Genomic DNA, 14,622 nt, shown 5'->3' on the forward strand with positions numbered 1-14,622 from the left:
ATACGAGAGCCTTGCCATGTCCGCTGCACCGCCTTTTCGTACGAGCCCGCTGTCGCATCTCGCCTTGTTGCTGGCCCTGAGTTCCCTCCCGCCATTCATCCCGAGCAGTTGGGCAGACACGCCGCCGCTGCGTAGTTACGAGGTCCCTTCCGGTAGCCTGGGTTCCGCACTGACGCGTTTTGCCGGGCAGGCAGGCGTCAGCCTGTCGGTCGACCCGGCGCTGGTCAATGGACGCACCACGGCCGGTCTTTCCGGGCAGTATGGCGTCGAGGAGGGCTTCGCCCACTTGCTGCTGGGCTCCGGCCTGCGACTGGTGCCCGTCGGCGAGCAGGCCTACACCCTCGCTCCGGTCGCGGAAGGCGCTGCGCTGCAACTGGCGCCTGCTTCGGTCATCGCTGCCAGCGGCCCGGCGGACGGCCAGGCCTATGCCGGCGGCCAGGTCGCCCGGCTCGGCTCGCAGGGTTTGCTGGGTTCGCGCGACTTCATGGATACGCCGTTCAGCATGACCACCTACACTTCGGAGGCGGTCAAGAATCAGCAGGCACGCACCCTGGCCGATCTGACCGCCAGCGATCCGGCGGTACGCTCCACCAATCCGGCGGGCGGTCGTTTCGAACAATTCACCATCCGTGGCTTCAGCCTGTTCAACAGCGATGTGTCCTACGGCGGCCTCTACGGCATCATGCCGACGTACTCCATCGACATGGAGATGGCCGACCGGGTCGACATCATTCGCGGCCCGACTCAACTGATCAACGGCATATCGCCGCGCGGTAGCGTCGGCGGCGGCATCAACATCGTTCCCAAGCGCGCCACCGACAAGCCCATCACCGAATTTACCGGCACCTATGTCTCCGACAGCCAGGTGGGCGGCGCGCTGGACGTAGGCCGCCGCTTTGGCGATGACAACCGCTTCGGCATCCGCTTCAACGGCGTCAAGCAGTCCGGCGATACCGAGTGGGATCACCAGAAGGTCGACCGCGAGATGGCCGTGCTCGGCCTGGACTTCCGAGATGAACGCCTGCGCCTGTCGATGGATGTAGGCCATACCGAGCGCGACACCGATGCGCCCCAGGAGCGCGTGCTGGTAGGCGCCGATGCGCCCGTGCCCAGGGCGGATGATGTTCGCCACAACTATGCCCAGGCTTGGACCAAAGCCCGGACCCGCGACACCTTCGGTGCGATACGGGGCGAGTACGACATCGACGACTCGCTGATGGTTTACGGCGCGGTCGGGGCACGTAAGAGCAACCACGACTTCCTGCGCCACAACGTATCGATCACCAATGCCGCGGGCGACTTCAGCATCCAGCCCCGCGACTTCACCCGCGACGAAGACGTACGCACGGTCAACGCTGGTGTGCGCAAATGGTTCCGGACCGGCACAGTGAGCCATGAGGTGAATCTGGCTGCCGACTATTTCTCGATGGACTTCGAGAACGGTGGCGGGCGTTACGCCAACCGCCCGGGCAATCTTTACGACCCGGTCACTACGCCCGAACCTACCGTGCGGACCCGGAACGACGCAAAGGTCTACACCGAGAACCGCTTCAGCGGCGTCGCCTTGTCCGACACTCTGGGCTTTTTCGAGGATCGGATGCTCCTGACGCTCGGCGCGCGTTGGCAGCGGGTGAAGGTCGACGACTGGGAGAATGGCATCAAGGGCGAAACCTCCTACGACGAGGAAAAACTCTCGCCGTCGGTTGGCGTGCTGTTCAAGGCTACCGATCAGTTGTCGCTTTACGCCAACTACATGGAAGGGCTGAGCCAGGGCAAGATCGCTCCCTCGACCGCCAGCAACGAAGACGACATATTCCCCCCTTTCATCAGCCGCCAGCTTGAGGCCGGTGCCAAATACGACATGGGTAAGTTCGCCATTACCGCTGCAGCATTTCGCATCAAGCAGCCTGCCTATGAGACAGGTGATGCGCCCGCTTCTGGTGTAAAGGGTACCTTCGGCCCAAGTGGCAAGCGGGTGAACGACGGTATCGAGTTGAGCCTGTTCGGCGAGCCCATCGATGGCTTCCGCCTGCTCGGCGGTGTGATGTACATCGACAGCAACCTGGAAGATACCAACAACGGTGGCGCCAACGATGGTAACCGCGCCCCGGCCACGCCCAAGTACAACGCCAACCTAGGTGCCGAGTGGGACGTGCCAGCGCTGCAGGGGCTAACCCTCACCGCCCGTGGCATCTACAGCAGTTCCTAGTATCTGGATCAGGCCAACACCAAGGAAATCGACTCTTGGACGCGCTATGACGTTGGCGCCCGCTACGCCTTCAAGGTCGATGGAAAGACCATTACCCTGCGCGGCACTGTCGAAAACCTGCTGAACGAGCGGGACTGGATCTCCGCCGGCGCTTCGGACGATAGCGAGCCAGGTTTGACGCTCGCCACACCGCGTACCTACATCCTTTCGGCCACGATCGGCTTCTAGATCCATCAAGTGCCTGGGCGCTGCCCCGGCACTTAACCGGCAATCGCATTCACTCCATGTCTGTGCGGATACCGTTCCCTGTATAGGGGGCGGGAAGGAGATCATCCTTAATGGTTTCCGACCGACTTCCCTGGCTGCGTAGCGCCGCGCAGCCCTGAAGACTGATTGAGCGGCCAATTGAAGACAACTCGATAAAAATGCTGGAAAATTGCACCGAAAAGGCGTTTGGCGGCACAGGTACTACGGGGGAGGTCAACATGAACGATGACAAGCTGATCGACTTCGCCGCCGAGCGAGACAAACGCATCCACGATCTGCGCGACAAGCGCCTGGATGAAATGCGTCAGGCCTTCGAGCAGGCGATGCCCCTGGCGAAAAAGAAGAAGCCGAAGAACAAACCGAAAAAACGCTAGAACCCCCGCCATCCGCGGCCATCGGTCGCCCATCAATCCGCCAATGCTTGACTCAGGTCATTCCCCCAAGAAGCCGTCGGATTGGCTTTCCCCGCACTTGATTCAAATCAATTTTGCCCGCGTCGAGGGTGACTATCTTGGACCCATCCAAGCATAACGCCCCATCGCAGGAGGCCATCCATGTTTCTAGATGAAGTGGTAATCGCAGGTCTGCTTATCGTCGGACTCTGTGTCGTTTTCTGCACCAGTTTCGGACTTTTCATCTGGAAGGATTCGAAGAAGCAAAAAGCAAACTGATCCTTCTTTAAAGAGCACGCAAGGCACTTGGGGCGACTTCGGTCGCCCGTTTTTTTGCCTGCAGAAAAGTGGTTTGGGCATAGCCGTTGTCGATTTTGCGAGCGCCGAGCCCGTCATCCTTACCGCCTTCCGCCTTCCGCCTTCCGCCTTCCGCCTTCCGCCGTTTTCCGTTCGGCCCGATCGAGTGGCTCGACGTGCATTCCGCCCACGCATTCCCGCCTTGTCAGCGAACCGACCCGTGATCGGTCCCTGAGTCGTGCCTCCCCGTGTTCCCTCAGCCCGCCATGCGCTCGATTTTTGCCGGGGTGCGTTGCATCAGCACCTTGCCGTGACGGATCGAGACCAGCGCGTGGCCCTGGCTGCGGATCATTTCGTAGTCGCTGGGTGCGGAAAGAATCAACAGGTTGGCCGGGCGGCCGGCTTCCAGGCCGTAGCGCTCGCCCAGGTTCAGGGTGCGCGCACTGTTGTCGGTGATCAGGTCGAGGCCGCGCTGCAGGTCGTCGTAACCGAGCATGTGGCAGATGTGCAGGCCGGCTTCGAGGATGCGCATGATGTTGCCGTTGCCGAGGGGATACCACGGGTCGACGATGGAATCCTGGGCGAAGCAGACGTTCATCCCGGCGCGGTCGATTTCCGCCACCCGCGTCAGGCCGCGGCGCTTTGGATAGGTGTCGAAACGGCCTTGCAGATGAATGCTCTCGGTCGGGCAGGAGATGAAGTTGATCCCGGACATCTTCAGCAGGCGGAACAGCTTGGAGCAGTAGGCGTTGTCGTAGGAACCCATCGCCGTGGTGTGGCTGGCGGTGACGCGTTCGCCCATGCCGCGCACGCGGGCTTCCTCGGCCAGCACTTCAAGGAAGCGCGACTGCGGATCGTCGGTTTCGTCGCAGTGGACGTCCACCAGGCAATCGTTGCGCTCGGCCAGGTCCATGAGGAACTTGATCGAGCTGACGCCTTGGTCGCGGGTGTTCTCGAAGTGCGGGATGCCGCCGACCACGTCGGCGCCGATCACCAGCGACTCTTCCATCAACGCGCGGCCGTTGGCGTAGGACTCGATGCCTTCCTGCGGGAAGGCGACGATCTGCAGGTCGATCAGGTGGCGGGTTTCCTCGCGCACCTCGACCATCGCCTTGAGTGCGGCCAGGGTCGGGTCGGTGACGTCGACGTGGGTGCGCACGTGCTGGATGCCGTGGTCGACGAGCATGTCGATGGTCTTCTTCGCCCGCGTCTTGCTGTCCTCGTGGGTCACCAGCGCCTTGCGCTCGGCCCAGCGCTCGATGCCTTCGAACAGCGTGCCGCTCATGTTCCAGGCCGGCTCGCCGGCGGTGAGGGTGGCGTCCAGGTGGATGTGCGGCTCGATGAAGGGCGCCGTGACCAGGTTGCCGGCGGCGTCGAGGTCGCCGGGGTTGGCGACGCTGCTGCCGACCTGGGCCTGGATCGCGGCGATGCGTTCGCCGCTCAGCTCGATGCGGTACAGGCCGTCTTTTCCGCGCAGGCGGGCGTTGACGATATTCATGCAGGACTCCGTGGATTTCGGGGAGACGATAGCCGCCAGATCATCAGAGCGACGGCGGTGTTCAGGCGCTGGTGCGGGTCGTCGAACGAGCGGCCGGTGAGCGCTTCGATACGCTGCATCCGGTAGCTCAGGGTGTTGCGGTGCACGGCCAGGCGCTGCGCGGCCAGGGCCAGGTTGCCGTTCTCGTGGAACCAGGCCTCCAGCGTCGGCATCAGCACCGGTTCATGGCGCGAGTCGTCGCCGATCAACGCGCCAAGGGTGGTATCGACGAAGCGGTCGAGCAGCTTGCGGTCGCGAATCGCGCCGAGCAGTTCGAGCACGCCGAGTTCGTTGAAGCAGCATAACCCCAGGCGCTCCGGGAAGGATTGCGCGGCGACCAGCGCCTGGCGCGCTTCGCCGAGTGCGAGGGCATAGCCGGACGGGCCATGACCGCCGGCGCTGAGGCCAAGGAACAGTCGCAGCGGCGCCAGGGTCTGGTTGAGTTCGTCGAGCAGGCCGGTCATCAGTTGCCGGTTGAGCTGCTCGCGCTGGGCGTCGGCGGCGGGCAGCAGGGCGATCCAGTGCTCGCCCTGGCAGACCAGGGCGAGCGGCTCGCCGAGGTCGTTCAGAGCCTGTTCAAGACGTCGCTGCAGGCGCTGGCGGCTGGCCTGAAGGCTGCGCTCGGCGTCCTGCAGGTCGTCCCCGGCGAACAGCCGCTCGCTGTTTTCCAGCTTGAACAGCGCCACCTGGCGCGGTACGGCCAGCGGCAGGTGCAGGGTCTGGGCGCGCTGGGTGAGCACGTCGAGGGATTGGTAGTCGCCTTCCAGCAACTGCTCCAGAACGTGCTGGCGCGAGCGCCCGAGCAGTTGTTCCTGGACCAGCGCGGTGCCGATGGCCTGGGTCACCACCACCATCTTCAACTGGTAGGGCTGCTCGAGCAGCGGCACGCCGAGGCGCTCGGCTTCGGCGATCACCGCCTCGGGAATCTGCTGGATGAATTCCTCGCCGGTGAGGATGACCATTCCGGCGACCACCCGCTGCTGCGCCTCGCGCACCAGTTGCAGCAGGTTGGCCTCGTCGCGGGGATGGTTGATGCCGGTGACGAAGATCAGTTCGCCGCCCATCACCCAGTCGGCGATGCCTTCGTTCTCGGCCACGTAGGGCCAGCGCACCGGATTGTCGAGCCCCGCCGCGCCGGCGCGCAGGTGCATGCTTTCCAGACCGGGGAGGGCGAGGGCGTCGGCGACGGTCAGGCTCATCAGCGCCGGTCCTGGCGGATGTAGGACTGCCCGAGCGCCGCCGGTTCGGCGTTGCGCCGCGCCCGCGAGCAACTGGCGGCCACCAGCACGACGATGGTCAGCGCGTAGGGCAGCATGCCCATCAGGTACACCGGCGCGTCGAAGCCGCTGGCCTGCAGGCGCGGCAGCAGTGCTTCCACCGCACCGAAGAGAAAGGCACCGAGGATCGCCCGCAGCGGGTCCCAGCGGGCGAAGATGACCAGCGCCAGGGCGATCCAGCCGCGCCCGGCGACCATGTTCTCGACCCAGACGTTGCTCGCCACCGCGGACAAGTATGCGCCGCCGAGGCCGCCGAGCGCACCGCAGCAGGTCACCGCGAACAACTGGTGCAGCTGCACGTTGACCCCGGCGACATCGGCGGTCGCCGGGTCCTCGCCGACCGCGCGCAGACGCAGGCCGAAGTGGCTGCGGGCGATCAACCACCAGCCGCCGAGGGTGAGCAGGATGGCCAGGTAGGCCAGCGGGTCCTGGGCGAACAGCAGCTGGCCGAGCAGCGGCAACTGCGCGAGGCTGCCCAGATCGACGTTGGCCACGCCTTCGAAGGTGCGATGCACGTAGTCGCGGCCGAGCAGCCCGGCGGCGCCGAGTCCGATGGCCATGGTCGCCAGGCCGGCGAGGATCTGCTCGGCGCGCAGCAGCACCACGGCGATGCCGAAGCCCAGTGCGAGCAGGGCGCCGGCGGCCACCCCGGCGGCGACGCCGAGAACCAGGCTGCCGCTCTCCAGGGTCACCGCGGCGGCGGCCATCGCGCCCATCGCCAGGTAGCCCTCGACGCCGAGGCTGACCACCCCGGCGCGTTCGGAAGGGATCAGGCCGACGCTGGCCAGCAGCAGCGGGATGGCGGCGGTCGGTACGCTGCCGAGCCAGCTGCCGAGGAAGGCGATGTCCATCAACGCGTCTCCTTCTTCATGTCGATGCGGTAATGGGCGAAGAATTGCGCGACGAGCAGGCTCATCAGGATCAGCCCCTGCAGCAGCACGACGACGGCGTCGGACAGACCGTAGAACACCTTCAGCGTACTGCCGGCGTTGTACAGCCCGGCGAGGGCGAAGGCGGTGGGCAGGATCCACAGCGGTTTGAAGCGCGCGACGAAGGCAATGACGATGCCGCTGAAGGTCATGTTCCACCCGATGTTCTGCGTCAGGCGATATTCGCTGCCCGTGATGATCAGGCCGCCGGCCAGGCCGGACAGCGCGCCGGAGAGCAACACCATGATCGCCAGCGTGAGGCCCACCGGGATGCCGGCGGCGCGCGCCACCTGCGGGTTGGCGCCGATGGCGGCGGCGTGGAAACCGAGCCGGCTGCGCTCGCTGAGCATCGCCACCAGCAGGGTCACGGCGAGGGCGATGAAGAGGCCGCTGTGCAGGTTGCCGAAGCCGAGCAGCGCCAGACGCTCGTCGCCGCCGATCTGCATCGACATCGGGAAGCTGTTGGCCGGATCGCGCCAGGCACCGAACAGCAGGTGCTGCAACAGCAGGTAGGCGATGTTCGAGAGCAGCAGGGTGACCACCAGTTCGCTGACCTGCAGGCGCAGGCGCAACACCAGTGGCAGGGCGATCCAGGCGGCGCCGAACAGCGCGGAGGCGAGCAGCATCAGCGGCAGGCGCAGCGCCTCGGGGCCGACGCCGTAGAGGGAGACGGCCGTGGCGCCGATGGCGCCGAGCCAGAGCTGGCCCTCGATGCCGATGTTCCAGAACTTCACCCGCATGGCGACCGCCGAGGACAGCCCGACGAGAATCAGCGGCACCGTCAGGGTCAGCGTCTGCGCCAGCCCCTGCGGGCTGATGAAGACCTGCACGAAGAGGTCGTCGAGCAGCGACTCGGTCGGTACGCCGGCCCAGACCAGCAGCGCCAGGCCGAGCAGGATGCCGGCAGCCAGGCCGCCGACGAAGGTGCCGACGCCACGACGGCCGGACAGCGTCAGGCGGCGTTGCAGGGCGAAGGTGTAAGGCAGCGCGATCATCGTTTCATTCTCATGTCAGGCATGCCCGAGCATCAGCCGGCCAACCTCTTCGGCGCTCGACCCGCCCGGGCACTCGCCGGTGATGCGACCGGCGCTCATCACCGCGATACGGTCGGAGAGCGCGAGGATTTCCTCCAGGTCTTCGCTGATCAGCAGGCAGGCGGCGCCGCTGGCGGCCACCTCGCGGATCGCCTGGTGGACCACCGCGCAGGCTTTGACGTCGAGGCCGCGGGTCGGCGAATGGGCGACCAGCAGGCGCACGCCGCTGTCCAGTTCGCGGGCCAGCAGTACCTTTTGCGCGTTGCCGCCGGAGAGCAGGCTAGTGCGCAGCTCCGGGGTCGCGCCGGCGATGGCCTGGTGGGCGATGGCGGCCAGGGCGTCGGCGCGCATGCGTGCGCGGTTCAGCCAGCCGCTTCGGTAATGGCCGCCGCGCACGCGGGTCAGCGCCAGGTTGTCGGCCACCGAGAGTTCGCCGATCAGGCCGCTGGCCATGCGGTCGGAGGGAATGATGCGCAGGCCGAGGTCGCGGCGACGGGCGATGGACGCGTGGGTCACCTCGGCGCCGTCCAGGGACAGGTTGCCGGCCTCGATCGGCAGGCTGCCGAGCAGGGCGTCGGCGAGTTGCTGCTGGCCGTTGCCGCCGACGCCGGCGACGCCAAGGACTTCGCCGGCGCGCACGCGCAGGCTGACGCCGTCGATACCGACGCCGCCGTCGGCGCGGCTGACGCACAGTTGGTGGGCGATCAGCAGGTCGGCGCCGTTGCTGATCAGCGTGGACGGGGCGCGCTCCGGGCCGGCCTTCTGCTCGCCGACCATCAGGCGGGCGATTTCTTCCATGGAAAGGCTGGTGGTCGGCAGGTTGGCGGCCACCGTGCGGCCCTGGCGCATCACCGTCAGGCGGTGGCTGTGGCCGATCACTTCGCGCAGCTTGTGGGTGATCAGCACGATGCTGAGGCCGGTGTCGGCCATGCGCCGGATCGCCGAGAGCATGTCGCCGGCCTCGCGGTCGGTGAGCACCGCGGTGGGTTCGTCGAGGATCAGGATGCGCGCGCCGAGGGCCAGCACCTTGCAGATTTCCGCGCGCTGGCGCTCGGCTACCGAGAGGTCGGCGACCTGCGCCTGCGGGTCGATGCGCAGGCCGATCTGCTCGGCGGTGCGCAGCAGCGCGGCGCTGGCTTCGGCGGCGCTGCGCAGGCCCTTGCGCCCGCCAGCGGCGAGCAGCAGGTTCTCCACCACGCTGAAGCGCTCCACCAGGCGGAAATGCTGGTGCACCATGCCGATGCCCGCCGCGCTGGCGTCCGCCGGGCGACGGATCGCCAGGCGTTCGCCCTGCAGGCGGATCTCGCCATCGTCGGCGAGGTAGACCCCGGTGAGAATGTTCATCAGGGTCGACTTGCCGGCGCCGTTCTCGCCCAGCAGCGCATGCACTTCGCCGCGCTCCAGGTGCAGGCCGACGCCGTCGAGCACGGTGCGTTCGCCGAAGCGCTTGCTCAGCCCGCGCAGCTCCAGGAACACCGGGGCCGAGGCCGCCGGCATGGCTGTCACTTGACGCTCCCGACGGTGCCCTTGACCAGATAATCCATGTTCCAGATCGCCGCGTCGTCCAGCGTCGCACCGGCGGCCACGGCCTGCTCGCCGTTCTGCTTGAACAGCGGGCCGCTGAACGGCGAGAAGCTGCCGGCGATGATCTGCGCGCGCACCGCCTCGATCTTCGCGCGGGCCTCGGCTGGCACCTTGTCGCTCAGCGGGGTGATGTCCACCACGCCTTCGGCGAGGCCGGGGAAGGCGCCGTATTCGTTCGGCTCCCAGCTGCCGTCGACGATCTTGCGGATGGTCGGCACCAGGTACTTGTCCCAGTGGAAGACCACCGAGGTCAGGTGTCCCTTGGGTGCCATCTTGCTCATGTCCAGCTGGAAGCCCACCGAGGCCTTGCCGGCCTTTTCCGCGGCGGTGAAGGGGCCGGCCGAGGACAGGTTGTTGGCGATCACGTCGGCGTTCTGCTCGAGGATCGACTTGGCCGCCTGGCTTTCCTTGGCCGGGTCCCACCAGGAGTTGGTGTAGAGGGCGATGGTCTTGATCGTCGGGTCGACCGACTGTGCGCCGAGGGCGAAACCGTTGATGTCCCAGTTCACCGGCGCCACAGGGAAGCCGCCGAGCATGCCCAGGGTCTTGTTCGGGCTGACCGAGGCGGCGGCGATGCCGGCCAGGTACCAGGCCTCGTAGGTGCGCGGGTAGAAGCTTTCCAGGTTGGCCGCGTTGGTGGTGCCGGAGGCGGCGAGGAAGGCCACCTGCGGGTATTTCTTGGCCGCTTCCAACACGCCGTCGGAGTAGCCGAAGGAGGTGGTGACGATGATGTTGAAGCCGCGCTGCACGTAGAGGTCGATGGCGTTCTTCAGCGCGGTGGATTCCTCGGGAATGCTTTCCGCCACGGCGATCGGGTAGCCGAGTTCGCTGGCCACCTGCTGACGGCCGTTGTCGATGGATTCGTTCCAGCCGCCGTCCTTGACGGTGGCGGCATAGATGAAGGCGATCTTCGGCTTGCCGGCCAGCTTGAAGGCTTCCGCCGCCTGCGCGGGTGCCAGGGCGAGCAGGGCGGTGGAGGCCAGCAGGCCGATACAGGCGAGGTGCAGGGACGCGTGACGGCGAGTTTTCATGGGGTATTCCCTTCAGGAGATTGGCTTTCGTCTTTCTGGCGGTGGAAGTAGGTGTGGTCGAAGCGCGAGCGGATGTAGTCGCCGGCGGTGATCGGCGGGTACTGCGGCGGCCAGTCCGGGTTCTGGCAACTCGGCAGCACCTCGATCAGGCTCTGCGAGTCGGGGCCGAAGAAGAAGGGGATCGAGTAGCGCTGGCGCCCCGAGGAGTTGATCGCGCGATGCAGCGTCGAGGCGAAGTAGCCGTTGGTCCAGCGCGCCATCAGGTCGCCGACATTGACGATGAAACAGCCGGGAATCGGCAACGCCTGGATCCACTCGCCGGCGCTGTTGAGCACCTGCAGGGCCGGCACCTCGTCGGTGCGCAGGATGGTGAAGCACTCGTAGTCGGAGTGCGCGCCGATGCCGATCTGCGCGTCGTCGATGGCGCCGCTCTGGCTCGGGTAGGAGAGCACGCGCATGTGCGCCATCGGCTTGTTCAGGTAGGCCTCGAAGAAGTCCTCTTCGAGCTCCAGGGCCAGGGCGAAGGCGGCGAAGATGCGCCGACCGAAATCCAGCATGGCGGCGTGGTAGGCGAGCAGCGCGGGTTTGAAACCGGGCAGTTGCTCGGGCCACTGGTTGGGGCCGTAGCCGAACACGCCGGCCTGCACGTCGGGGTCGTCGGCGGGCACTTCCAGGGCCAGGTCGAACCCCTCGTGCATGTCGCCCTGGCCTTCCTCGTTGGTGTTCTCGCCGAGCATCGGCGTGTAGCCGCGCATGTTCGGCGAGCGGTCGATGTCCACCGCCTTCTTCACCTCCAGCGGCAGGTCGAAGAAGCGGTGGGCGGCGCTGAAGGTGGCATCGATCACCTCGTCCGGCACGCCGTGCCCGCGGGCGTAGAAGAAACCGACCTCGGTGCACGCCCTGCGCACCTCCTCGCCGACCCTTTGCCGGGCTTCCGGGTCGCCGCCGTACATGGCGGAGAAATCGATCACGGGGATTTCGGAGAAGGGCAACTGGCGCGCTTCAAGGCCCGAGGCGCTGAAGCTGCGGGGGCCGTTGCCGGTTCTTACGGTTTGCATGGTGACGTCCCTGAGGTGAATGGCGTAGTTCAGGCGCGGCTGGTGCCGGCGCTGCGGGTGGCCAACTGGCGCAACTGGAACAGCACGACATACGCCAGCGCGCCGACCAGGATGCCGACGATGGGCGCCACCCAGGGCGAGACGTAGGCGCAGAAGGCACCGATGAAGTAGGCGGCGAGGCCGACGGCGTTGAACTTCGGCAGGCGCACGTCCGCCAGGCGCGGGTAGCGCTGCTTATGCCCGTAGAAGTAGTCGGCCATGATCACGCCGCCGATTGGCGGGATGATCGAGCCGAGCAGGATCAGGAACGGGATCAGCATCTCGTACATGCCGCCGATCGCCAGCAGGGTACCGATGCCGGCGCCGACCACGGTGATCAGCTTGCGTCGCTCGCTGCGCAGCAGGTTGCAGCCGGCGGCGGCGAAGTTGTAGATGGTGTTGTCCTGGGTGGTCCACAGGTTGAGGAAGAGCATCACCACCGCGACGATCGACAGGCCCTGCAGGACCAGCACTTCGACCACGTCGGGTTGCTGGTAGACGATGGCGCCGTAGGCGCCGGTGACGATCATCAGGCCGTTGCCGAAGAAGAACCCGACCATGCTGGAGAGCATCGCCACCCGGCCGTTGCGGGCGAAGCGCGTCCAGTTGGTGGCCTGGGTGGCCCCGCTGACGAAGGTGCCGAAGATCATGGTGATCGCCAGGTTCATGCTCATGCTTTGCTGCGGCTCGATGGCCAGCAGCGCACCGAGGCCGCCGACCTTGTCGGTGGCCAGCCACAGCGACCAGACCAGGAACAGGCACATGGCCGGCACCGCAACGCGCGAGAGCAGGTCCAGGCCCCTGTAGCCGACGAAGGCGGTGATGCAGAAGCCGAAGCCGAACAGCACCATCAGCGGGATGGTCCAGCCTTCCGGCAGGCCGAGGATCTTCACCAGCGCCAGGGCCATGGTCGCGGTGCCCCAGGCGTACCAGCCGACCTGGGTGAAACCGAGCAGCATGTCGGACAGCTTGCTGCCCACCTCGCCGAAGCAGAAACGCCCCATCAGCACCGAGTTCAGCCCGCTGCGGCAGGCGATCAGGCCGAGCACGGCGGCGTAGGCGCCGAGCAGCAGGTTGCCGATGATCGCCGCCCAGATCAGTGTCTTGAAGTCGAAGGCCATGCCGATCTTGCCGCCGGCGAACATGGTGGCGGTGAAGAAGGTGAAGCCGAACAGCATGATCGAGGTGGAAAACAGGCCCTTGCGCGCGCCGGCCGGGACCTCGCTGAGGGGGTAGTCGTTGCCGCTGTCCGGTGCCTGAGCCATGTCCGTGTCCTCCTGCCGTGATTGGGTGTGGCCTCGGCGATTGCGAAGGCTGTGCCAGTTCCGGGCGGGGAGGCGAAAAAGCGGGGGTGTTGTTCAGGGTGACGGGTCGGGTTGTGCGATTTGCACAAAGAAACGGCGATTTATTCCGTCATCCGGTACGAATGCTTGTGCGATATGGCCATGTCGTGGGCCGGGCTGGTGCGTGCGAAAGCCGCCTTGCACCAGTTGGGGCCGACCGCCTCGCGCGGTCGCGAGGCGGTCGGCGGCGGGTTTCAACCGATGCTGATCGGCGGCAGTTCGGCCAGGGCGATGTCCAGCGCCTCGGTCGGCGCCATCACCTCGGCTTCTCCGTCCACCACCTTCTTGCCATCCTGGTTGATCACCCGGGTGGCGATGCGCACGCGGTTCTTCGGCAGCTTTTCGAGAATTTCCAGCTCCACGGTCAGGGCGTCGCCGAGCTTCACCGGGCGGGTGAATTTCAGGCTCTGGCCGAGGTAGATGGTGCCCGGTCCCGGCAGCTCGCAGGCGATGGCCGCGCTGATCAGCGCGCCGCTGAACATGCCGTGGGCGATGCGCTCCTTGAACTGCGTGCCGGCCGCGTAGGCTGCGTCGAGGTGCACCGGGTTGCGGTCGCCGGAAACCGCGGCGAACAGCTGGATGTCGCGTTCTTCGACGGTCTTTTCGTAGCGCGCGCTCTGGCCGACTTCGAGGCTGTCGTAGGGGAAGTTGCGGAGCTGGGTCATGGCGTGTCCTTGGCGGATGAGTCGAGGGCCTGTTGCAGCCAGTCGATGAGGAAGGCGGTCACCTCGTCGCGATTGGTCTCGTTGAGCAGTTCGTGACGGGCGCCCGGGTAAAGTTTCAGTTGCACCTTGCGCAGGCCGGCGCGCTGCATCGCTTCGGCGAGGTCTTCCAGGCGCTCGCCGTCGCTGACCGGATCGCACTCGCCACCGATCACCAGCAACGGCAGGCGCGCGTCGATCTGCGCCAGCTTTTCCAGCGGAGTGATCTCCTGCAGCCCGCCGAGGAGGTCCATCCACAGGCGGTTGGTGCAGCGGAAGCCGCACAGTGGGTCGGCGATGTAGGCGTCCACTTCCGCCGGGTCCCGGCTGAGCCAGTCGAAGGCGGTGCGGTTCGGCTTGAAGGCCTTGTTGAAGGAGCCGAAGGACAGGAAGTCGATCAGCGCGCTGCGCCCGGTCGGGCCCTGGCGCCATTGCTCGAAACGCGCCACCTGGCGCGCCGCGCGATACAGCGAGACCGGCTGGTAGTTGGAGCCGGAAAGGATCGCGCCGCTCACCGCGCAGCTGTGCTGCATCAGGTAGGCCTGGGCGATGTAGCTGCCCATGCTGTGGCCGAGCAGGAAGATCGGCGTGCGCGGGTGCTGCTGGCGGATGTGGTGGTTGAGCGCGGCGAGGTCGTCGATCACCCGTTGCCAGCCATCCTTCACCGCGTAGTCGCCGAGGATGCCGCGCTGCGCCGTCTGGCCGTGGCCACGCTGGTCGTGGGCATACAGCTCGACGCCGGCGGCGACCAGCGCCGCGCCGAAACGGGCATAGCGGCCGGCGTGTTCGGCCATGCCGTGGGCCAGCATCAGCACGGCTTTCGGCGGTTGTTCGGCGAACCAGCGCTGGACGTGGACGGGCGCGGCATCGCTGGTGGTGAGCCAGAAGGCATCGTGGCGCATGGTGGTTCTCGAACCCTGTGGT

General features: G+C 66.4%; 12 protein-coding genes and 1 pseudogene. 3 read left to right on the plus strand and 10 right to left on the minus strand.

The features are described 5' to 3' along the window. Nucleotides 1-16: 16 nt before the first annotated feature. From B3E91_RS12090 to ccoM, 3 genes and pseudogenes are all read left to right on the plus strand, one after another. Nucleotides 17-2,437 (plus strand): annotated as a pseudogene (locus B3E91_RS12090) (TonB-dependent siderophore receptor). Between the two features lie 257 nt (nucleotides 2,438-2,694). Next, complete coding sequence (locus B3E91_RS12095; RefSeq protein ID WP_282343359.1) at nucleotides 2,695-2,850, plus strand: hypothetical protein; 156 nt, start codon at nucleotides 2,695-2,697, stop codon at nucleotides 2,848-2,850. Nucleotides 2,851-3,030: 180 nt separating this feature from the next. After that, nucleotides 3,031-3,147, plus strand: coding sequence for a cytochrome c oxidase subunit CcoM (ccoM, locus tag B3E91_RS12100; RefSeq protein ID WP_275937449.1), 117 nt, complete (start codon nucleotides 3,031-3,033; stop codon nucleotides 3,145-3,147). A gap of 274 nt (nucleotides 3,148-3,421) precedes the next feature. Here the strand turns inward: ccoM and codA are convergent, their stop codons facing one another. The 10 genes from codA to B3E91_RS12150 form a co-directional block, all read right to left on the minus strand. Beyond that, entirely contained in the window at nucleotides 3,422-4,663 is a 1,242-nt protein-coding gene (codA, locus tag B3E91_RS12105; RefSeq protein WP_287029621.1) for a cytosine deaminase, read from the minus strand. Further along, a complete protein-coding gene (locus tag B3E91_RS12110) occupies nucleotides 4,660-5,901 on the minus strand; it encodes a PucR family transcriptional regulator (protein ID WP_090228571.1) in 1,242 nt (413 codons plus the stop codon). Before B3E91_RS12110 ends, codA begins: the two co-directional genes overlap by 4 nt. Continuing rightward, complete coding sequence (locus B3E91_RS12115; protein WP_287029622.1) at nucleotides 5,901-6,830, minus strand: ABC transporter permease; 930 nt, start codon at nucleotides 6,828-6,830, stop codon at nucleotides 5,901-5,903. The genes B3E91_RS12110 and B3E91_RS12115 overlap by 1 nt, the downstream gene beginning before the upstream one ends. Beyond that, nucleotides 6,830-7,903, minus strand: coding sequence for an ABC transporter permease (locus B3E91_RS12120; protein ID WP_287029624.1), 1,074 nt, complete (start codon nucleotides 7,901-7,903; stop codon nucleotides 6,830-6,832). The genes B3E91_RS12115 and B3E91_RS12120 overlap by 1 nt, the downstream gene beginning before the upstream one ends. Before the next feature lie 15 nt (nucleotides 7,904-7,918). Further along, the gene (locus B3E91_RS12125) at nucleotides 7,919-9,439 is read right to left on the minus strand and encodes an ABC transporter ATP-binding protein (protein WP_287029689.1); all 1,521 of its coding nucleotides are present in this window, start codon (nucleotides 9,437-9,439) and stop codon (nucleotides 7,919-7,921) included. A 5-nt stretch (nucleotides 9,440-9,444) separates the two neighbouring features. After that, nucleotides 9,445-10,557 (minus strand): BMP family ABC transporter substrate-binding protein, encoded by a 1,113-nt coding sequence (locus B3E91_RS12130; protein WP_287029625.1) that lies wholly within the window; start codon nucleotides 10,555-10,557, stop codon nucleotides 9,445-9,447. Next, nucleotides 10,554-11,615: an isopenicillin N synthase family dioxygenase gene (locus B3E91_RS12135; protein WP_287029628.1), complete on the minus strand. Its 1,062-nt coding sequence runs from the start codon at nucleotides 11,613-11,615 to the stop codon at nucleotides 10,554-10,556. Before B3E91_RS12135 ends, B3E91_RS12130 begins: the two co-directional genes overlap by 4 nt. A 29-nt stretch (nucleotides 11,616-11,644) precedes the next feature. After that, the gene (codB, locus tag B3E91_RS12140; protein WP_273232840.1) at nucleotides 11,645-12,919 is read right to left on the minus strand and encodes a cytosine permease; all 1,275 of its coding nucleotides are present in this window, start codon (nucleotides 12,917-12,919) and stop codon (nucleotides 11,645-11,647) included. A gap of 272 nt (nucleotides 12,920-13,191) precedes the next feature. After that, nucleotides 13,192-13,662 (minus strand): MaoC family dehydratase, encoded by a 471-nt coding sequence (locus B3E91_RS12145; RefSeq protein ID WP_287029630.1) that lies wholly within the window; start codon nucleotides 13,660-13,662, stop codon nucleotides 13,192-13,194. Next, entirely contained in the window at nucleotides 13,659-14,600 is a 942-nt protein-coding gene (locus tag B3E91_RS12150) for an alpha/beta hydrolase (RefSeq protein WP_287029631.1), read from the minus strand. Before B3E91_RS12150 ends, B3E91_RS12145 begins: the two co-directional genes overlap by 4 nt. Nucleotides 14,601-14,622: the final 22 nt, after the last annotated feature.

The organism is Pseudomonas sp. UBA6310, from assembly GCF_002438225.1.
GTDB classification, from domain to species: domain Bacteria; phylum Pseudomonadota; class Gammaproteobacteria; order Pseudomonadales; family Pseudomonadaceae; genus Pseudomonas_O; species Pseudomonas_O kuykendallii.

What these genes read in the sequence shown, in the direction of transcription:
- B3E91_RS12095 (WP_282343359.1), top strand. Translation starts at nt 2,695, where the DNA reads ATGAACGATGACAAGCTGATCGACTTCGCCGCCGAGCGAGACAAACGC.
- ccoM (WP_275937449.1), top strand. Translation starts at nt 3,031, where the DNA reads ATGTTTCTAGATGAAGTGGTAATCGCAGGTCTGCTTATCGTCGGACTC.
- codA (WP_287029621.1), bottom strand. Translation starts at nt 4,663, where the DNA reads ATGAATATCGTCAACGCCCGCCTGCGCGGAAAAGACGGCCTGTACCGC.
- B3E91_RS12110 (WP_090228571.1), bottom strand. Translation starts at nt 5,901, where the DNA reads ATGAGCCTGACCGTCGCCGACGCCCTCGCCCTCCCCGGTCTGGAAAGC.
- B3E91_RS12115 (WP_287029622.1), bottom strand. Translation starts at nt 6,830, where the DNA reads ATGGACATCGCCTTCCTCGGCAGCTGGCTCGGCAGCGTACCGACCGCC.
- B3E91_RS12120 (WP_287029624.1), bottom strand. Translation starts at nt 7,903, where the DNA reads ATGATCGCGCTGCCTTACACCTTCGCCCTGCAACGCCGCCTGACGCTG.
- B3E91_RS12125 (WP_287029689.1), bottom strand. Translation starts at nt 9,439, where the DNA reads ATGCCGGCGGCCTCGGCCCCGGTGTTCCTGGAGCTGCGCGGGCTGAGC.
- B3E91_RS12130 (WP_287029625.1), bottom strand. Translation starts at nt 10,557, where the DNA reads ATGAAAACTCGCCGTCACGCGTCCCTGCACCTCGCCTGTATCGGCCTG.
- B3E91_RS12135 (WP_287029628.1), bottom strand. Translation starts at nt 11,615, where the DNA reads ATGCAAACCGTAAGAACCGGCAACGGCCCCCGCAGCTTCAGCGCCTCG.
- codB (WP_273232840.1), bottom strand. Translation starts at nt 12,919, where the DNA reads ATGGCTCAGGCACCGGACAGCGGCAACGACTACCCCCTCAGCGAGGTC.
- B3E91_RS12145 (WP_287029630.1), bottom strand. Translation starts at nt 13,662, where the DNA reads ATGACCCAGCTCCGCAACTTCCCCTACGACAGCCTCGAAGTCGGCCAG.
- B3E91_RS12150 (WP_287029631.1), bottom strand. Translation starts at nt 14,600, where the DNA reads ATGCGCCACGATGCCTTCTGGCTCACCACCAGCGATGCCGCGCCCGTC.